The sequence below is a fragment of the Nocardia sp. JCM 38205 genome, from assembly GCF_058222935.1.
Genome location: NZ_JBYHFL010000012.1, coordinates 87,668 through 107,051, shown reverse-complemented (window position 1 = coordinate 107,051; position 19,384 = coordinate 87,668). Strand labels below are relative to the sequence as shown.

General features: G+C 68.5%; 16 protein-coding genes. 6 read left to right on the top strand and 10 right to left on the bottom strand.

The features are described 5' to 3' along the window. Positions 1 to 66: 66 nt before the first annotated feature. Positions 67 to 2,172 (bottom strand): AMP-binding protein, encoded by a 2,106-nt coding sequence (locus tag AC4HOU_RS28340; RefSeq protein ID WP_195021678.1) that lies wholly within the window; start codon positions 2,170 to 2,172, stop codon positions 67 to 69. A 313-nt stretch (positions 2,173 to 2,485) separates the two neighbouring features. Here AC4HOU_RS28340 and AC4HOU_RS28335 point away from each other — a divergent pair, with 313 nt between their 5' ends. The 4 genes from AC4HOU_RS28335 to AC4HOU_RS28320 all read left to right on the top strand — a co-directional run bounded on the left by AC4HOU_RS28335 (position 2,486) and on the right by AC4HOU_RS28320 (position 6,389). Continuing rightward, on the top strand, positions 2,486 to 2,710 hold the full coding sequence (locus tag AC4HOU_RS28335; protein WP_014350624.1) for a hypothetical protein: 225 nt from the start codon (positions 2,486 to 2,488) through the stop codon (positions 2,708 to 2,710). A gap of 56 nt (positions 2,711 to 2,766) precedes the next feature. Then, positions 2,767 to 3,687, top strand: coding sequence for an LLM class F420-dependent oxidoreductase (locus AC4HOU_RS28330; protein ID WP_195021677.1), 921 nt, complete (start codon positions 2,767 to 2,769; stop codon positions 3,685 to 3,687). Between the two features lie 54 nt (positions 3,688 to 3,741). Further along, the gene (locus AC4HOU_RS28325; RefSeq protein ID WP_490725587.1) at positions 3,742 to 5,091 is read left to right on the top strand and encodes an MFS transporter; all 1,350 of its coding nucleotides are present in this window, start codon (positions 3,742 to 3,744) and stop codon (positions 5,089 to 5,091) included. A 233-nt stretch (positions 5,092 to 5,324) separates the two neighbouring features. Further along, complete coding sequence (locus AC4HOU_RS28320) at positions 5,325 to 6,389, top strand: PQQ-dependent sugar dehydrogenase (protein WP_195021708.1); 1,065 nt, start codon at positions 5,325 to 5,327, stop codon at positions 6,387 to 6,389. A gap of 45 nt (positions 6,390 to 6,434) precedes the next feature. Here the strand turns inward: AC4HOU_RS28320 and AC4HOU_RS28315 are convergent, their stop codons facing one another. Together AC4HOU_RS28315 and AC4HOU_RS28310 are read right to left on the bottom strand one after the other, a co-directional pair. Then, positions 6,435 to 7,844: a three-helix bundle dimerization domain-containing protein gene (locus AC4HOU_RS28315; RefSeq protein WP_195021675.1), complete on the bottom strand. Its 1,410-nt coding sequence runs from the start codon at positions 7,842 to 7,844 to the stop codon at positions 6,435 to 6,437. Positions 7,845 to 7,972: 128 nt separating this feature from the next. Continuing rightward, complete coding sequence (locus AC4HOU_RS28310; RefSeq protein ID WP_195021674.1) at positions 7,973 to 9,529, bottom strand: phytoene desaturase family protein; 1,557 nt, start codon at positions 9,527 to 9,529, stop codon at positions 7,973 to 7,975. 211 nt (positions 9,530 to 9,740) lie between these two features. Between AC4HOU_RS28310 and AC4HOU_RS28305 the strand changes: the two genes are divergently transcribed. After that, entirely contained in the window at positions 9,741 to 10,871 is a 1,131-nt protein-coding gene (locus AC4HOU_RS28305; RefSeq protein ID WP_195021673.1) for a TerD family protein, read from the top strand. A gap of 7 nt (positions 10,872 to 10,878) precedes the next feature. Here the strand turns inward: AC4HOU_RS28305 and AC4HOU_RS28300 are convergent, their stop codons facing one another. Continuing rightward, positions 10,879 to 11,418 (bottom strand): DoxX family protein, encoded by a 540-nt coding sequence (locus AC4HOU_RS28300; protein WP_195021672.1) that lies wholly within the window; start codon positions 11,416 to 11,418, stop codon positions 10,879 to 10,881. Positions 11,419 to 11,532: 114 nt separating this feature from the next. Between AC4HOU_RS28300 and AC4HOU_RS28295 the strand changes: the two genes are divergently transcribed. Beyond that, positions 11,533 to 12,510 (top strand): Lrp/AsnC family transcriptional regulator, encoded by a 978-nt coding sequence (locus AC4HOU_RS28295; RefSeq protein ID WP_195021671.1) that lies wholly within the window; start codon positions 11,533 to 11,535, stop codon positions 12,508 to 12,510. Positions 12,511 to 12,641: 131 nt separating this feature from the next. Here the strand turns inward: AC4HOU_RS28295 and AC4HOU_RS28290 are convergent, their stop codons facing one another. The 6 genes from AC4HOU_RS28290 to AC4HOU_RS28265 form a co-directional block, all read right to left on the bottom strand. Then, the gene (locus AC4HOU_RS28290; RefSeq protein ID WP_228816219.1) at positions 12,642 to 13,520 is read right to left on the bottom strand and encodes a VOC family protein; all 879 of its coding nucleotides are present in this window, start codon (positions 13,518 to 13,520) and stop codon (positions 12,642 to 12,644) included. A gap of 202 nt (positions 13,521 to 13,722) precedes the next feature. After that, positions 13,723 to 14,505, bottom strand: coding sequence for an ESX secretion-associated protein EspG (locus AC4HOU_RS28285; protein WP_195021669.1), 783 nt, complete (start codon positions 14,503 to 14,505; stop codon positions 13,723 to 13,725). Between the two features lie 83 nt (positions 14,506 to 14,588). Continuing rightward, on the bottom strand, positions 14,589 to 15,779 hold the full coding sequence (locus AC4HOU_RS28280) for a cation:proton antiporter (RefSeq protein ID WP_195021668.1): 1,191 nt from the start codon (positions 15,777 to 15,779) through the stop codon (positions 14,589 to 14,591). 9 nt (positions 15,780 to 15,788) lie between these two features. Beyond that, positions 15,789 to 16,271, bottom strand: coding sequence for a cation:proton antiporter regulatory subunit (locus AC4HOU_RS28275; protein ID WP_163812838.1), 483 nt, complete (start codon positions 16,269 to 16,271; stop codon positions 15,789 to 15,791). Between the two features lie 122 nt (positions 16,272 to 16,393). Continuing rightward, the gene (locus tag AC4HOU_RS28270; RefSeq protein ID WP_195021667.1) at positions 16,394 to 17,962 is read right to left on the bottom strand and encodes a YfcC family protein; all 1,569 of its coding nucleotides are present in this window, start codon (positions 17,960 to 17,962) and stop codon (positions 16,394 to 16,396) included. After that, positions 17,959 to 19,347, bottom strand: a complete 1,389-nt coding sequence (locus AC4HOU_RS28265; RefSeq protein ID WP_195021666.1) for a M20/M25/M40 family metallo-hydrolase — start codon at positions 19,345 to 19,347, stop codon at positions 17,959 to 17,961. Before AC4HOU_RS28265 ends, AC4HOU_RS28270 begins: the two co-directional genes overlap by 4 nt. Positions 19,348 to 19,384 lie beyond the last annotated feature (37 nt).

The window sequence follows — 19,384 nt, the reverse complement described above, 5'->3', positions numbered from 1 at the left end:
TGCCGGGCATTCGCGTAGAAGAACCTACGCGATGGCGCCGCATGCTCGAAGGGGCACCTACCGCGCTTACATCGAACCCGGCAGCGCCAGCCCACCGATCGCAGGCGGGCGTCCGGGGCCACCGGCATCGGTCAGCAGGCGCTTGAGGATTTTGCCGGTCTCACCGCGCGGGAGCGCACTCAGGAAGGTGACGTCGCGTGGCACCGAGAATCGGCTGAGCCGGTGCCGGATGTAGGTGCGGATCATGTCCGGATCCAGGCCTGCGCCTTCGCGTTTGACCACGAAGGCCGCGAGCCGCTGGCCGAATTCGTCGTCGGGGACGCCGACCACGGCGACCTCGCTGATCTGCGGCAGGTGCGACAGTGCTTCTTCCACCGGACGGGGGAAGACGTTCTCGCCGCCGGAGATGATCATCTCGTCGTCGCGGCCCGCGATGAACAACCGACCGGAGACATCGAAATAGCCGAGGTCACCGGTGTCGAGCATGCCGTCGGCCTCATCGGGCGGTGCGGCGTTGACGTAGCCGTCGAAGAGCATGTGGTTGCCGACGAAGATGCGCCCGGCGGCACCGATCGGCACCGGTTTGCGATCCTCGCCGAGCACCGCCACCTTGGTACCGAGCGGCGGCCTGCCCGCGGTGGTCGGTGAGGTGCGCAAATCCTCCGGTGTGGCCACCGACGCCCAGCTGACCTCGGTGGATCCGTAGACGTTGTAGAGGATGTCGCCGTAGAGATCCATGAATCGCAGCACGGTGGCCCCTGCCAGTGGCGCACCGCAGCTGACCACGTGACGCAGGCTCGAGGTGTCGTATCGCGCGCGCACCTGCACCGGAAGATCCATGATGCGTTTGACCATCGTCGGCACCACGATCAGGGTGACGACGCGATGTTGTTCGATCCGGCGCAGACAGTCCTCGGCGTCGAACTTCTCCGGCAGCACCACCGTGGAACGCAGCGCGGTGCTCAATTGCAGACCGGCCAGACCCCAGGTGTGGAACAGCGGCGCGGGGATGAGCATGGCCTCGTCCATACCCAGCGGGATCCGCGACAGCAACGCGGCGATGGTGCCGAAGCCTTTCGGATGTGGGCGGCGCGCGCCCTTGGGGCGGCCGCTGGTGCCGGAGGTGAGCACGATCAGCCTGCCCGGTTGGCTCGGGCGACGGAACTCGTACTGCCCCATGGCGATCAGTTCTTCGATGGTGGTGCGATCGGGCACCGGCGGCCTGCCGTCGGTGTTGTAGCGCGGGACGTCGGTGTGCAGGTAGCGGACCAGTTCTTCGAGTTCACCGTCGACGAACAGCGCCGAGAGCCGATGCCGCTGCACGATCTCTTCGATGCGCCGCCCGGACAGTCCCGAATTGAGCAGGGCCACATCGACGCCGAGCTTGCCCGCGGCGACCATGGTTTCCACCATGCCCGCGTGGTTGTTCGACAGCAGCCCGATGGCGTCGCCGGAGGTGAGTCCGAGCGATCCCATGGCGCCGGCCAGGGCATTGGTGCGTGCGTGCATCTCGGCGAAGGTGCGGCTGCCGCGATCGTCGGCCACCGCGATGCGGTCGGGCGAATGGACCGCACCCGCGGCGTAGCCGCCGGCCAGATTAAAGCCCCACTTGCTCAGCGACCGAAGCTGTTTCATGGCCACGTCCGGGCGTCCGGTGTTCACCACGCCGGTGGTCATGACCTGGCGCAGCACGCCGACCTGACGCCGGACCGGCGAGTTCTCCCCGTTGACGACCACCGAGGTGCGCGCGCCGCGCACGATGTCTTCGATGCGACGCAGCCCGGCCTCGGTCCACGCGGTGATCGCACCGTTGGACAGCTTCGCCAGCTGCGGATGCATCCGTCCGGGGCTGAAGTAGGTGACCGAGACGCGGGTGCGCTCCCCCTCCCCGCTCAGCCGGACCGAGGCGAAACTGCCCTGCATCGGGCTGTGCAGCTCCATGCTCTCGTACCAGCGGCCGATCGCCACGCGGATCTGGTGGATGCGAATGCCGGTGTCGGGGGTGCCGACTCGCAGTTCCAACAGCGGGTTGCGGTCGGGCACGTCCAGGCGTTCGGCGGCGCCTATGCCCGCGAACACTCGTGGATAGGTTTGCGCGTCGAGCAGCAGATCCCATACGGCTGCCCGGCTTGCCGCCAATTCAGCGACCACATCGATGACGTCGGTAACCAACTGCGTACATCTTCTCGTCGGCCCGCAACGAACAACTCGGGTCGGCGGGTAGCTACTGTGTAACGTCAGTCACAATACAGCGGGGTTGTGGTTCCCACCACTACCTTTCGGCGCCACCGCAGCCGCCGGCGAGGGCCCCCGAAACCTGTTGCCCGAAGTTCACCACGGCTTTTACGCCGATCCCGGATCGCGCGCTTGGCCGTTCCCCCAAACCCGCCCGACCAGCCCTATGACAACTCCCAACCGAATCCGGTGTGACGCCAGCCACATTTTCGGCACACTGGACGTGCCGACCATCGACAAAGGAGAAGCGATGACGAAACCCGATCGCCGCGTGGCGATCACCCACACCGAGGAGATCCTCAACTACTTCGGCAAATGCGGCGCCTGTGGCTATCCCGCACGTGCCGCCACCACCAAGCACATTTTCGACAACGGCGACGAAGAGACCTGGGTGACGGCCACCTGTTCGCTGCCCTGCGGCTGGGCCGATCGGGTCCGGCCCACCACGATGACCGCCGGTCAACGCCGCGGCTGAGCACCCGGCGCGGTGCCGGCCGCGCCCGCCGCCCGCCGGTGCGGCACGATGACGATATGGAACTGCGTATCTTCACCGAGCCACAACAGGGCGCCGATTACGACACGCTACTGAGGGTCGCCAAGGCCGCCGAAGATCTCGGCTACGGGGCGTTCTTCCGATCCGATCACTATCTCGCGATGGGTGATGCCAGCGGTTTGCCCGGGCCGACCGACGCCTGGATCACCCTCGCCGGGCTGGCCAGGGAGACCGAGCGCATCCGCCTCGGCACCCTGGTCACCGCCGCGACGTTCCGTTTGCCCGGACCGCTGGCCATTCAGGTCGCACAGGTGGACCAGATGTCGGGTGGCCGGGTCGAGTTCGGGCTCGGTACCGGCTGGTTCGCCGAAGAGCATGCCGCGTATGGCATTCCGTTCCCCGACGACAAGTTCGCCCGGTTCGAGGAGCAGCTCGCCGTCATCACCGGTCTCTGGGAAACCAAGCTCGGTGACACCTTCAGCTTCGAGGGCGAGCACTACCAGCTCACCGATTCCCCCGCGCTGCCCAAACCCGCGCAGGACAGGGTGCCGGTGCTGATCGGCGGCAAGGGCGCGCGGCGGACGCCGCGCCTGGCGGCCCGCTATGCCTCCGAGTTCAATGTGCCGTTCTCCTCGCTCGAGGAGACCGCCACCCAATTCGAGCGGGTGCGCGCCGCGGTCGCCGAGCGCTGCCGCCCCGCCGACGACATGGTCTATTCCAGCGCGCTGGTAGCGTGCGTCGGCAGCAGCGACGCCGAGGTCGCGCGCCGGGCCGACGCGATCGGCCGCGAGGTCGACGAACTGAAGGCCAATGGTCTGGCGGGCTCCCCCGCCGAGGTGGCCGACAAGATCGGCCGCTACGCCGAGATCGGCGCCGAACGGATCTACCTGCAGATTCTCGACCTCGCCGATCTGGACCACCTCGAGCTCATCGCCCAGCAGGTGAGAACCCAGCTCTGAGTGCCGCCCGGCTCCTCATGGAACGCGGCTGCGCCGCAGGCTGAACGGATAGTAGTGACCGCAAGACCCTCCGGCTCGACCGTCGCGCCGACTCACCGCAAGGTCGCCGCGGCGACCCTTGTGGGCACCACCCTCGAGTGGTACGACTTCATGCTCTACGGCACCGCGTCGGCGCTCATCTTCGGCAAGCAGTTCTTTCCGTCGATGAGCCCGGCGGCCGGCACCCTGGCCGCGTTCACCACGTTCGCGGTCGGTTTCGGTGCGCGTCCACTCGGCGGGCTGCTGTTCGGGCACTTCGGTGACCGCATCGGCAGGCGCGCCACGCTGGTGGTCTCGCTGATCCTGATGGGTGTGAGCTCGACGCTGATCGGCGTGCTGCCCAACTACGACAGCATCGGCTTCTGGGCGCCGGTGCTGCTGGTGGTGCTGCGGCTGATCCAGGGCGTCGGCCTCGGCGGCGAGGGCGCGGGGGCGGTGGTGTTCTCGATGGAGCACGCTCCCGGTGGGCGGCTCAATCGCTACGCGAGCTTCCCGCAGATGGGCACGCCGGCCGGGCTGGTGCTGGCCAACGCGGTGTTCCTCGGTACCAGCGCGCTGATGCCGGAGGATGCGTTCCTGTCCTGGGGCTGGCGGATTCCGTTCCTGCTGAGTGCGACGCTGGTGGTGGTCGGGCTCGCGGTGCGGCTCACCATCACCGAATCGGCGCAGTACGCGGCTCTGGTGCGGCGCGGGGAGATCGCGGCGTTCCCGCTGCGCGAGGCGCTGCGGGTGGGCCCGGTGCGGCTGCTGCTGATCCTCGGCGCGGCGATCGCGACGTCGGCGGTGGTCTACATCTTCATGGTCTTCACGCTGACCTATGGCACGAAGTCGCTCGGCTTCAGCAGGGATTTCCTGCTGTCCGGGGTGATCGTGTCCTCGGTGCTGTGGTGTCTGACCATGCCGCTGTGGGGTGCGCTGGCCGACCGGGTCGGCACCGCGCGGGTGTTCCTCGCGGGGACGGCGGCGCTGGTGGTCTGGTCGGCGGTGTATTTCCCGCTGCTGAATACCGGCAATGCCGGGGTGGCGTGCGTGGCGCTGCTCGGCATGGGCCTGGCGCTGCCGGTCAGCCACAGCGTGGGCGGCATCATCGTGGCCGAGCTGTTCCCGCCCGGTGTCCGCTACTCCGGCACCTCGCTGATCGTCCAGGTGTCGGTGATCCTCGGTGGCGGGCTGGCTCCGATGATCGCCACCGCGTTGTGGACCGCCGGGTCCTCGTCACTGGCGGTCAGCGTCTACGCCGTCGGGATCTGTGCGCTGAGCCTGATCTGCACGTATGTGCTGTTCTGGATGGTGCCGGGGATGCGGGGCGACCGGGTCGGCGCGGCCGGCGAGGTCGGCGAGGATCGGCAGGCCGTGCACAGCTGACGCCGGATCGGCGAGTCACCGGCCGGACCTGGACGACGGCTCGGCGGCCCGGGTGTTCATCGGTGACCGATCGCCGACCCGGCGGTAGTCGACCGGGAGCGCGGCGACGGGCACGATCGAAAGGGACCGCTACCGACCCGGAGGTCAGCATGCGCAAGCATCAGACCGGACTCATCCCGCCAGTGCGGTCGTGCCGCACCACGGCGACCCGTGGGGCGGCGGCTCTGCTGCTGATGTGCGGCCTGGCGTCATGCGGTGATAACGAGTACGCCGACCGGCCCGGCACCCCACCACCGCCGCTCGCGTCCACGACCGACGTCAGCCGACCGGCGGGCGCTCCGGATCTGGCCGCGGGCGAAGAGGTGGTGCGCGGGATACGGACGCCGTGGGGGCTGGATTTCCTGCCCGACGGCGCCGCCCTGGTCTCCGAGCGCGACACCGGACGGATCCTGCGCGTCGTGCCGGGGCGGCCCGCCGAGCAGGTCTATCAGGTGCCGGGGGTGGTCGCGGGCGGTGAGGGCGGGCTGCTCGGGATCGCGGTGTCGCCGCGATACACCGAGGATCGTTACGTGTACGCCTATTTCACCGCCGACTCGGACAACCGCATCGTCCGGTTCCGGCTCGGGGAGGCGCCGCAGGTCGTGTTCGATGGAATCGCCAAGGCGGGCAACCACAATGGCGGCCGGATCGCGTTCGGGCCGGACGGCATGCTGTATGTGGGCACCGGTGATGCGGGCAGGCGCGCCGCATCGCAGGATCCCGGCAGCCCCAACGGGAAGATCCTGCGCCTCACCCCGGACGGCACCCCGGCACCCGGCAATCCGCGCCCCGGCTCCCCCGTGTACTCGCTCGGCCACCGCAATGTGCAGGGCCTGGCATGGGATTCGACAGGCCGGTTGTTCGCCGCCGAGTTCGGCCAGAACGACGTCGACGAGATCAACCTGATCGAACCCGGTCGCAACTACGGCTGGCCCGAGGTCGAAGGCACCGGCGGCGCGGGCCGCGGATTCACCGATCCACTGGTGACCTGGTCCACCACCGACGCCTCACCGTCCGGAATCGCCATCACCGCGAACACGCTGTACGCGGCCGCCTTACGGGGCGAGCGCCTGTGGACCGTTCCGGTGACCGCCACCGGAACCGGCGCACCGGCCGATCATTTCCGCGACGGTTACGGCCGCCTGCGCACCGTGGTGGTCGCGCCCGACGGTGCGCTGTGGCTCACCACCTCCAACACCGACGGCCGCGGCGATATCCGCACCGGCGACGACCGGATCGTGCGGTTCCCGGCGCGCTGACCGCGCCGGGTTCCGCGAGAAACGTGACGAGACAACACCTGCCGATCAGTTGTAGGAGTTCGCTACACCGTTGAGCAGGTTCTCGAGCGTTTCGTAGGCCGGAATGTCGACCACGTCGATGAGGTCGCGTGCGACCGGCACATCGTTGGCCTCGGCCACCGCGGTGAACTTCGCGGTATCGCCGGTGCGGAAACCGTGTTCGGCGGCCAGTGCCTGCAATTGCGGGTCGGTGGACAGCAGCTGCCCGACCCGGTCGCCGTCGTCGTTCAGCGGCACCAGCGCGTGCCGGGACAGCACCGTCGGCGACGGGTACAGCAGCACCATCTCCGGCGTGATCCGCTTGTCGACGGCGGCCGCCACATACTGCGCCTCATACGCCCACACCATCGGCGCGGGCCCCATGCCCGCGGCGAGGTACTCGCCGAACGGGCCCTCGGAGGAGTTCTCGGTGTAGCCCTGGGCCAGGAACAGCCGCGAAAGCAGCGGCAGCACATGCGCTTCGGCCGCACCGCCGCGCACCACCGCATCGCCGTTGGCGACATAACTGGCGACGGCCAGGTACATGGCGGCGGAGTTGGAGCTGCGCGGATCGGTGGTGGAGACCAGCACGTTCTTGCGCACCGCGTAGGTGGTGTTGCCCTCGATCTGATCCCATTGCACGCCGCGGGCGACCATGTCCAGGTAGGCCGACATATCGAAGGTCGGCACCGGGCCGGGCTTCACCACACCCGCGCGGGTGAGCAGGTCGACGATGGGCTGGAAGGTCGCGATCACCATCGGAGACGAGAACGGCGTGTACTGGCGGCTCGCGCCCGTTTCACGCTGAATACGTTCCGCCGCAGGAAGGCTCGATGGAAAGGCGAAATCCAGATTATCGAGTTCCACCGAGGTCGCGATCTGCCGGGAACCGGCGGGCCGCACATTCACGTCGATGCCGTGCTGGGCGAGCGCGTCCACCACCCGTGGGTCGTCGAAGAACGCCATTTTCTCCGAACCGACCACGCCTTCCACCACTGTCAGCGGTGCGGCGGCCGCGGTGGCCGGAGCAGGGTCGGAATCGCGGACCGCGGCGACCGCCACCGCCGCGACGACCAGCACGCCGACGGCACCGAGGACCGGCACCAGCCGTCCACGCGAGAACAGCGCGGCACGCAAGGTTTCCGGCAGATGACGAGAATCGGAATTCGAATCGACAATTTCGTTATCGGATTTCTCCGGCGCGGTTTCGATTCGCGTGACGACCTTTTCCACGACCGGTTCGGGATCGAGTTCGCGGCGTACGATCCGCTCCACCAGAATGGGCACGAAATCCCTGATCGGTAGTCCGTCGAATCGTTGGTGCGCATTCTGCACCGCACTGCCGACCTGCTCGGGCGTGGCCTCTGGCAGGCTGTCGACCAGGCGATTCTCCAAGTCCCGTATCGCTTTTTCCTCACGGACGGTATCGAGCTCCACCTGTTCTCCTCGGCGCCGGATCAACGGAACGGACGGCATCGGCGCCGCCACGGGCGCCAACCCTACCGCTATATTCGCAGACTCGACACTCGGGCCGAAACAATAGGAGGAAACCTCTTCCCACCGAATTATCTTCCGCCGCTGGTGGCTTCCAGCACCGCCATCGCCGCATTGTGACCGGGGATACCGCTGACTCCCCCACCGCGCTGCGCGCCTGCCCCGCAGAGCAGGACGTTGCGGTGTGCCGTGGCTACACCCCACCGGGCGGCCGGATAGTCGTGCTGAACGCCGTCGGCCAGGTACGGGAAGGCGAGGTCGCGGTGGAAGATGTGGCCGCGGGGAAGGCCGACCTCGGCCTCGAGGTCCAGGGGCGATTTCGCTTCCAGGCACGGTTTCCCGTCGGCGTCGGTGGCCAGGCAGTCCCGGATCGGTTCGGCGAAGACCTCGTCCAGCTGGGCGAGGGTGGCGGCCACCAGGTCGTCCTTGGCCGTCGGATCGTCGTCGAACAGTCGTGCGGGCGCATGCACACCGAACAGCGTGAGGGTGTGCAGGCCCGCGGCGCCGGACCCGAGAATGCTGGGGTCGGTGAGGGTGTGGCAGTAGATCTCGGCGGGCGGGGCCGCCGGGATGCGGCCCGCGGCGGCTTCGGTGTAGGCGTGCTCGAGCTGCGAATACGACTCGGCCACATGGAATGTCCCGGCGAATGCGTCGTGCGGATCGACGGCCGTATCGCGCAGCCGCGGCAGGGAGCGCAGCACCATGTTCACCTTCAGTTGCGCGCCTTCGGGTGGCGGCTCGGCCGGCTCAGCCAGCAACCGGGCCAGCTCGGCGGGAGCCGCGTTCACCAGCACATGCCGGGCACCGACCGCGCCCCCGTCCCACCGGATCTCGGCACGGTTGCCGTCGGTGTCGATGGCCGTCACTCGGCAGTCAGTGCGTAGCTGTGCACCCGCGGATCGGGCGGCGGTGGCCAATGCCGTGGTGAGCGCACCCATTCCGCCGATCGGGACGTCCCAGTCGCCGGTGCCGCCGCCGATCACGTGGTAGAGGAAGCAGCGGTTCTGGAGCAGGCTCGAATCGTGGGCGTGGGTGAAGGTGCCGATCAGCGCGTCGGTGAAGACGACACCGCGCACGGTGTCGTCGGCGAACCACGCCTCGATCGTTTCACCGAGCGGGCGCTCGAAAATCGCTTCCCACGTGCGGGGGTCATCGACCGCGCGTTGCAGTTCCGCCCTGGTGGGCAGCGGGCGGGTCAGGGTCGGGAAGACCCGGCGCGCGAGGGTGCCGGTCATCGCGTAGAACCGCTGCCACGCCTCGAATTCCCGGTCCGAACCGGTCAGGCGGGCGAAACTGTCCCTGGTGCGTGCCTGCGAGCCGGTGTCGACCAGCAGTCCGGAATCGCCGACCGGCGTATAGGAGGAGATCCGGCGTCGCCTGGTCTCGAATCGCAGGCCCAGATCGGTGACGATCTGGCGGGGCAGCAGGCTCACCAGATACGAGTACCGCGACAACCGCACATCGACGCCGGGGAAGACGCGCGCCGACACCGCCGCCCCGCCCACCTGAGCGCCCTGTTCGAGCAGCAGCACCGAACGGCCCGCTCGGGCCAGATAAGCGGCGGCGACCAGTCCGTTGTGGCCGCCGCCGACGATGACCACGTCATAGTCGGAGCGCGTCGATGTCATGGGTCACTCGATAGCACGGATAGGGCGTCGCGGGAAGCGTCACCGCACCGCGCGCCGGTTCCGGCGTTCGCGCCGAATCGGCCGCGCCGGAAAGTCCGGCACCTACAGTGAGACCGTCGGACCGCACCGGTCCGATCGGCACACGGTGCAGCGACGCACGGAATGCGTTGGCGCACTGCCTGTGTGCCGGCACTCGACGAAGGGGATACGCGTGACAGAAGGGCTCCGACAGCACCAGCTCGTGCCGATAGCCGTGGAGAGCCTGGTGATCACCGCGCGGTCGGCGCTGCCGGCGCATCTCGCGGCGATTCTGCTCGGGCCCGATGGCGCCATCCATGACGAGACCGATTTCGTGTTCGGCACCCAGTCCGAGGCACGGGGTCTGCGGCTGGCGGGTCCCGGCATGGCGCCGGCACCGACGCTGCACGTCGAGCTGTCGTCCATCCCGCACGCGGCGACCACCGTTCGGGTCGTGCTGGCATTGGACAATCCGCACCGCACCTTCGCCGAGGCGGACGCACCCGCGGTCACGGTCGCCGACAGCCTGGGTGGCGAGCTGTATCGCAACGACTTCGACGGATTGGGCGCGGTCTCGGCGGTGGTGACGATCGACATCGAACGCAGCGGCGCGGGCTGGGGCATCACCGCCGTCGGACGCGGTCATGCCGGCGGATTCGCCGCGGTGCTGGCCGAGAGTCACGTCCAGGTGGGTTCCCGTCCCGGTACCCGTGAGCAGGTCGACGCCACTGTGCTGTCCGAGGACCGCCCGCTCGGTCTCCTGCCGGGCCAGGTCGTGCGCCTGCGCACCGGCACCGGGCCCACCCTCGATATGGTGCGGCTCGGCCTCGGCTGGGATCCCGTGCCCGGCCACACCCTGGCCGGAGGTGCCGCCACCCCCGCCGACCTCGACGCCGCCGCGCTGATGTTCGACCGCGACCATCACCTGCTCGACGCCGTCTACTTCGCCCAGCTCAGCTCCAACGACGGCGCGGTGCGTCATCTCGGCGACAGCATGACCGGGGAAGGCGGCGGCGAGAACGAGATCATCACCGTCGACCTGTCCCGGATCCACCCGCAGGTGGCGACCGTGATCCTGGTCGTCACCAGCTACCACGGTCACAGCTTCGACAGCATCCGCAACGCCTTCTGCCGCCTGGTCGACGCGGGCACCGGCACCGAACTGGCCCATCTGGACCTGCACGGCGGCGGCCCGCACACCGGCATGGTGATGGCCAAGCTGTACCTGGCGGCCACCGGCTGGAAGATGCAGGCCATCGGCGAACCCGTCTACGCCACCCACCCGGGCGAGGCCGTCCACCAGCTCACCCATCACCTCGCCTGAGTGCTGGCTATCCGGTCACTGCCGCACCGGGCTGCCGGCGCCGGACCACACCGGTAACCGCTCGCCGGACCGGTCCGTCCGGAGCAGCGGCGACCGCCGTGAACGCGGCGGCGACGAACGCGATCTGCTCGGGGATGCGGAACCACAGCGGCGTCGCGGGATCACCGTTCAGCGGCACCGATTCCATCGCGGCATGCACATTCGCCGGGAGCATGACCACGAACAGCACCGCCAGCCCCACGCCCGCGGCCGCACGGGTGGGCGGGTACACCAGCGCCACGGCGCCCAGTAGTTCCAGCACGCCGGTCAGGTACACGAGGAAATCGGCGAACGGCAGGTAGGGCGGCACCATCGCGGTCAGGTCGGCATGGCTCGGCATCGCCTCGACGCTGTCGGGCAGGAAGTGCGCTACACCGGTGAACAGCAGCATCACCGCCAGCCCGTGCGCCAGGCACACGGCCCAGCCGGCGAACCGGGTGACGCCGAACCGGCCGAGCAGCCGGAACACCAGCGTCGGCACGAGCAGGAGCAGGAGGGTTTCGAACATGTCTTCCTCGCATGGGTTGGTGCAGGTACCTTGCCGATCCTGCGGAGCGCCCGGCGCCACGTCAGCGCCGCGCGGACGATGCGGCGGATTACGACATCCGCCTATGGTGTTGTGGTGGATTCGGTCACGCTCGATGCCGTCGACTTGGGCTTGGTGCACGCGCTCCAGGTGGACGGGCGGGCCCCGTTCAGCCGGATCGCCGAGGTCCTCGATATTTCCGACCGCACTGCCGCGCGCCGCTATGCCCGGCTGCGCGCGCACGGCGCGGTCCGGGTCACCGGTGTGGTCGACAGCCGGCGCACCGGCGACGCTGAATGGGTGGTGCGGATCCGGGTGCGGCCCAATGCGGCGGAGGCGGTTACCCAGATGTTGGTGCGCAGCCCCGATGCCGCGTGGGTGACGATCCTGTCCAGCGGCACCGAGATCGTCTGCGTGTTCCGCACCGACCCCGCCCACCCGGCGCCGATCCAGTCACTGGCCCGGCACCGCGACGTGCTCGACGTCGAGGCTCACCGGCTGCTGCGCAACCTCATGACGCAGGCGTGGCGCGGCCGCACCTCGGCGCTGTCACCGGATCAGGTCGCCGCCCTCGATCCACCGTCGGGTGAACGCTCGGGCCCGGTCACGCTGACGGAGCTGGATCGGCGGCTGCTTCCAGCGCTCGCCGTCGACGGCCGGGTGCCGTATCCGAGGCTGGCCGGTGCCTCGGGATGGTCGGAATCGGCGGTGCGCAGGCGTGTGGACGAACTCCGCCGCGCCGATATCGTGCGGTTCGACGTCGAGATCGATGCGGCCGTGCTCGGCTACACCTTTCAATGCCTGCTCTGGCTGACGGTGTCGCCCGCGCGGCTCACCGCGGTGGCCGGCGCACTGGCCGCCGACCCGGAAGTCGCGTTCATCGGCGCCATCACCGGCAGCCACAACCTGCTGGTCTTCGCGGTCTGCCGGGACGCGAGCGCCCTGTTCGACTACGTCGCCGAGCGGGTCGGCGGGCTGCCCGGGATCGACCGGGTGGACACCGCCGACGTCTCGCGAATCGTCAAGCGCGGCAGTTCGTCCCCGTGGCCGGGGCGTGTGCCACATCGCCCGTGATGTCGGTTCCCCACCCGTAATCGTGAAGGTGTCGGCGATCTCGAGCCCGAGCCGCCGCAACGTTGTCGCGGCGGGCATGGTCAGGCCAGCGACGGCGGGTGCTGTCCACGCACCCTGCGCGAACGCCGGGATCAGCAGGCCGGTGTGAAGAACAGTCCGGCCCCACACGCGTCGCGACCGGAGACGAAGAACCCCGCGCTGGTCGTGCGGGTTCGAGTTCTGCTGTCCTCGAAGAACTTTCGGGCGTGATCGAGGTCGCCGACGCGGATGGTCAACGCCGCCAGATATGAAGGCGCCGGCGCCGTTTCGCCCGGCAGCACGCGGGCCGCCGCCGAGGCGGGCACGATCTCGATCCGCGCGCGGCCCCCTTCCAGCACCGTCACCGGTCCGGCGGTCCGGGGCTCGGTGCCGAGGATGTCGCGGTAGCGCTGCGTGATCGCGTCCAGCCGCGTGTCCTCGGCGACGATCACGACCGCCGCCAGGCCGAGGGCGCCATTGGGGTGGTCGAGGTATCGCGGCTGGAGAACGTATTCACGGGTGAGGTGTTGTGCGACACCGACGTAGCCCTCGGCGGTCGAGCGCGGATCCAGGTGCACCGACCGGGCGCGCAGCGTCGCGGGACCGTTCTCCGTGTCGACGGGACGTTCCAGTTCCAGGACGCCGGAGGTCCGCAGTCCCGCCGCATCGAGCCTGGTATCCGTCGCCGCAGCATCGGCGGTATCCAGGCTCAGGATCCGCAGCCCTTCGAACCGCTCCACCATCTGCTTGGTGTGCCAGGGATCCGGCGCGGATTCATCGACGATGCCGAGTAGCTCGATATACGAGTCGCCGAACAGCACACACATATTCGCGGTGCAACCCGCCGTCAACGGCGCGCCGGGGCGCTCGCTGAGCATATGCCGCGACAGTGGGCTGAGGGTGAAGCCGAACGAGCGGTAGCGCGCCGCCATGGCATCCAGATCGCGGTTGACGATGCCGACGTGGTGGAATCCGGTGATGTCGTTTGCCATGGTCACCATGGTCGGAGCGGGCCGGTCCGCAGTCGCGGCGCCGGGGCACGGACGCCTCGATCCGACACCGAAGAGCCGTCGAGCGACGGAATCGGACGCCGCATCGTCGAACGCACTCACCGCCGCTCGAACGACAACTCACGACCGGAACCTACGGACGACACAGGCGAGTGCGACCACCGGTGCTCGCCGTCGGCATCGATCAGCGATGTGCGCGCAGATACTCGTCGTGCTGAAGATCCTCGCGGTAGAAGCGCCGCGTGAGCCCGGCCAATCGGGTGATCTCGTTGGTGAGGGCGGTGGGGCCCGCGGGTTTGGCGACGATGGGGTCGCCGGTGCGCACGTAGTAGCGGCCGTCCTCGTAGTCCATCCACCAGAAGCTGCGGCAAAAGGCCGGGCGGGCGTCGACGGCGGGGCCGGGGAAGATCATGATCTCGCCCAGTGAGCGGCGTTGCCGCTGGAATACGCGATCCAATTGCTGGGTGAGGCTGAGTTCGCCGACGTTGCGTACGTAGCGGGAGCGGTCGGCGCTCAGGTCCGCGCGGCGCACCTCGACGGCGGGTCGGGTGCCCGCCTTCGCGGGCGGCAAGGCGGCGACGGCCTGCGCGGGCACCTGGTTCGCCGCGCAGTTGGTGACGATCACGTCGCCGCCGATATCGGCGGACGTGCCCGGCAGCTGCACCAGCGTCGCGCCGGCGGTTCCGCGCATCGCGCCGTGAAAGCGGTAGGTGCGGGCCATATCCCGGCCGCCGTACCCCTTGACCTCGATGCGCACCTCGGGCTCGCGCAGGAGGGTGAGCACATCCACCAGTTCGGTGGAGTAGTACTTCTCCAGCAGTACGTCGACGGCGGCTTCGCGTTGGCGCCGCAGATCCTCGAAATCGTCGGCGACCGGTCGATAGCGCAGCGGGTACGGCAGCCGGTCGTGGCCGTATGCGGACCAGAGGATCTCGAACTCCAGGCCGGTGAACCGCCAGGTAGCCATGTGCTCACCTCCCCAGCTGACCTTCAGCGCACCCTACCGCCCGGTTCCGGGCGCGGCAACAGTCCCGCGTAGCCGCTGCCCCGTCACTCCTCCACCGGATCCGGGACCGGCTTGGGCCGTCCGGTAATGAGCCCGACCACCGGTTCCACCACCCGCGCGGCCACCGGGCCGAGCACCGCCATCAGCAGCACGTAGGTGGTAGCCAGCGCGGCGAAGCCGTCGGGCACCGCGCCCGCGGCGACCGCAAGTCCCGCGATGACGATGGAGAATTCACCGTGCGCGACCAGCGCGGCGCCCGCGCGGGCCCGGCCGAGTTCGGTGGCGCCGGAGCGCGCCGCCGCCCACCAGCCGGTCGCGATCTTGGTCGCGGTGGTGATCACCGCCAGCAGGACCGCCCAGCCCAGGACCGGCGGGATGCTGGCCGGGTCGGTGCTGAGCCCGAACAGCACGAAGAACATGGCCGCGAACAGGTCCCGCAGCGGTTCCAGGATCTTGGTGGCATTGTGCGCGGTGGAATCGGAGATGGCGATGCCGAGCAGGAAGGCGCCGACCGCCGCCGACACCTGCACCGCGGAGGCGACTCCCGCCACCAGGAGCGCGGCTCCGAGTAGCTTGAGCAGGAAGATCTCTCGATCGTCGCTGGCCACCACCGCGGAGACGTACCGGCCGTAGCGCAGCGCGACGACGAGCACGACGGTAATGGCGATCAACGCGATACCGAGGGTTTGCAGCCCCGCGACGAATCCGACGCCGGCGAGCACCGCGGTCAGCACCGGCAGGTATCCGGCCATGGCCAGGTCCTCGAACACCAGGATCGACAGCACGACCGGCGTTTCCCGGTTACCGAGGCGCCCGAGATCATTGAGCACCTTGGCGACGATCCCCGACGACGAAATGTAGGTGACGCCCGCCATCGCGATGGCGCCGGTGGCGCCGAGGTCGAGCAGCAGGGCCACGATCACGCCCGGTGTCGCGTTCAACGCGATGTCGAGCAGCCCGGCGGGCCAGGATTTGCGCATGCCGGTGACCAATTCCGCAGCGCTGTACTCGAGCCCGAGCAGCAACAACAGCAGCACCACACCGATCTCGCTGGCCAGGTGAATGAACTCGTCCACCTCATGGAGTTCGACCAGCCCGCCTTCGCCGAAGACCAGACCACCGATCAGATACAGCGGAATCGGCGACATGCCGATCTTCGCCGCGATCCGCCCGAGCACCCCGAGTCCGAAGAACACCGCCCCCAACTGGATCAAAGCCAGCGCGGTTGCACTCACCTGCACCGGTCAGCCGTCGGTCAGGATCCGGGCGGCGGCATCGAGCCCCTCACCGGTACCGACCACTACCAGCAGATCTCCCGCGGTCAACGCGAAATCCGGTCCGGGTGAGGGGATCACCTGACCGGCCCGCATCACCGCGACGATCGACGACTTGGTCCTGGTGCGCATCCCCGTCTCGCCCAACGTCCGCCCGTCATACGGCGAACCCTCCAGGATCGGTAGTTGCCGGGTGTTGACGCCGACCATTTCGCGGTGTTCTTCCCGCAACTGCGCCACCAACTGCGGCGCACCCAGCAGATTGGCCAGCACCCCCGCCTCGTTCTCGCTCAGCGGGATCTGCACCGTGGTATCGGGATCACCGACCTTGGTGAAGATCAGGTCGATACTGCCGTCTTTGTGGTCGATCACACCGATACGGCGACGGACACCCGTCAGCTGAAAATCTTTGCGCACACCGATTCCCGGCAGCGGGGTCACATCCACGTTCACACCATCAACCCTAACGGGCGCAATGCTTACGGAGCCGGGCCCGCCCACGCGCTCGGCCGCCGGGACGACGAACGACCTGACCAGCGCCGGCGGCGGCGGTCAGGTCATCGTCTACCCCGGTTTCACTCCAGGAGCGCGGCTCCGGCGATCACGACACACACGATGACGAAGTTGATCAGCATCAACGGCCAGATGAAGCGCAGATACTTGTCATAGCCGACCTTGGCCATCGCCAGTCCGCCGACGACCACCACATTGGTCGGTGCGATCAGCATGGTCAGACCGTGCCCCATCTGGAAGGCGGTGATCACCAGCGACCGGCTCACCCCCGCGAAATCGCCGAGCGGAGCCAGCAGCGGCATCGCCAGCGTCGCATGGCCGGACGAGGACGGGATCAAGATCGCCAGCGGGATGTTGACGATCACCACCAGAATCGCGAAGATCCCGGCCGACGCACCGCTGACCAATTCCTCCATCGCGTTGAGCACGGTGTCGAGGGTCTGGGTGTTGGTCATGATCACCGAGACGCCGCGCGCCAGCAGAATCACGATGGCAGGGCCGACCATATCGCCCGCGCCACGGCTGATCAGCGAGACGATCTCCTTCTCCCCCATCCTGGCCACCACACCGACCACGATGGCCGCGATGATGAACAGCATCGCCAGCTGCGGGAACCACCAGTTGAGTTCGAACCAGTAGGGCTCGGTGGTGGTTTCGTGGTAGACGTCGTACTCGGCGGGGGTGGTGGTGGCGCCGAAGATGGCCGACCACGGGATCACCGAGAAGATCATCAGTCCGAAGGTGAAGGCGGTGATGGCGAGCACCCATTTCTGGGTGCCGGTCAATCGCTCCTCGCCCTGGGGAGTGTCGGCGGCCTCGGTTCCCGCCTCGTCCTCGTCTCCGTCGAACCCGACCAGCGACCGCGACTTGTCCTGCTGCACGCGCCGGGCGTAGCGCACCACGAACACCACCGCGACCGCGGTCAGCACCACCCACAGCACGAACCGCAGCACGATGCCGTCACCGATCGACACCCCGGCCTCGCCGGAGGCCACACCGATCGAGAACGGATTGACCGTCGAGGCCATCGTTCCGGTGAGCGCGCCGACGATGATGGTCGCGGCCGCCACCATGCGGTCGTAACCCATCGCCAGCATCAACGGAATGATCAGGGCGTAGAAGCCGAAGGTCTCCACCGAAAAGCCCATGGCGGTGCCGAGAACCGAGAACAGCACCATGATGACGGCGATCAGCACCCAGCCCTTGTCCTGCAGCTTGGCGCCGAGACCACCGACGGCGACCTCGAGGCTGCGGGTGGCGAAGCTGACGGAGATGAACGCGCCGAGCGCCATGATGAACAGCACGACACCCACCGACCCGAACAGCCGGCCCATGTTCTCGGTGTCGACGAATCCGCTGGCGGTGTCCTGTATGCCGTAGAGGCCGTTGACCGGAGCCAGGATCAGCTGCTGAACTCGCTCCCAGAAGGTGAGCGGGGAATCCACCCGATCGAAGGACCCGGGGATCGGGGCGCCGTCGGGGTCGGTGCGGTAGGCGCCGGCCGGGATGAACAGCGCCGCCAGCCACACCAGCACCATGACGATGGCCAACACCGTGACGGCGCCGGGGAATTCGAACTTCGTGCGCTGCTTACCACCGGGCCCGGTGGTGGTCTGTGCCGTTTCACTCATCGCGAGATATCCGATCGACCGGCCGCGTATCTCGCGGCGTACTCCTGCAGGAACAGCGCCTTGGCCACGGTGGCCCTGCGCATTTCGTCGATGAGCACCCGCTCGTTCGGTCCGTGGATATTGGCGTAGCCGTCGGTGGCGCCGAACAGTAGCTTCTCCGCCTCGGGTATCCCGGTGTGCAGAGCCATGACCAGCGGAATCGAACCACCGCCTGCCATCTCGCCGGCCTCGGCGTCCCATGCCGCGCCCAGCGCCGCCTCGGCGGCTTCGAAGCCTGGACCGCTGGTTTCGGCGGCGAAACCGTTGCCGACCTCGCCCGCGGTGGCGGTCACCTCGAGGCCGAACGGCCGCTGCGCCTGTAGATGCCGGATCACCGCGGCCTGCGCTTCGGCGGCGTCCTGGGCCGGGTGCACCCGCACGTTCAGCACCGCGCGGGCCGAACCGGCGACCGCGTTGACCGGTCCCTCCACCGCGGGTGCGTCGAACCCGATGACGGTGATCGCCGGGCCGGACCAGATGCGCTCGCCGAGACCGCCTGTCCCCATCAGTGGCTTCCCCTCGAGCACCTCGGCCAGATCCCGGAACTCCTGGTCGGTGTAGGAGGTTCCGGTCCATTCCTCGCGGCGCAGACCCTCGACCGCGACGTCGCCGGCATCGTCGTGCAGCGAGGCGAGCGCGCGGATGAGCGCAAGCCGGGCATCAGGCGCGGCGCCGCCGTAGAGGCCGCTGTGCTTGTCCGCCTTCAGCGTCTGCACCGAGACGGTGACCTGCGCCGAACCACGCAGGGCCACGGTGAGCGTCGGCGCGCCCGGGCGCACATTGCCGACGTCGGCAATCACCATGGCATCGGCGCGGAAGGGCTCGGGATGAGTGGCCGGATAGAAGTCGAACGGGCTGCCGAATTCCTCCTGCCCCTCGAACACCAGCTTCACCGTCACGGGCGGACGCGCGTCGAAAACCCGTAGCGCACCGATGATGCCGACCAGATTGGCCTTCGAATCGGCGGTACCGCGGCCGTAGATCGCGCCGTCACGTTCCTGCGGTTCGAACGGCGGCGAATCCCAGAGTTCGACATCGTCGGCGGGGACGACGTCGTAGTGGGTGTAGAACAGCACGGTCGGCGCGCCGGGCGGCCCGGGAACGGTCGCCATCACCACCGGCGCCGTCTTGCCCGGAATGGTGAGCTCGTCGATCTGGGTTATCCCGCTGTCGCGCAACAGCTCCACCACGGCGTCGTGGGCGCGCATCAAGGGTTCGGTGGGGTAACCGTCCAACGCGATCGACGGGATGCTCACCAACCGGTTCAGGGCAGACTTCAAATCGGGCAGCAAGGCGGAGACTGCGTCCTCCACTTCGCCGACGGGTCGAATCACAGGCACGGACATCGCATTCCCTCGCCACTCGCTGGGTACCAGGTGGGCC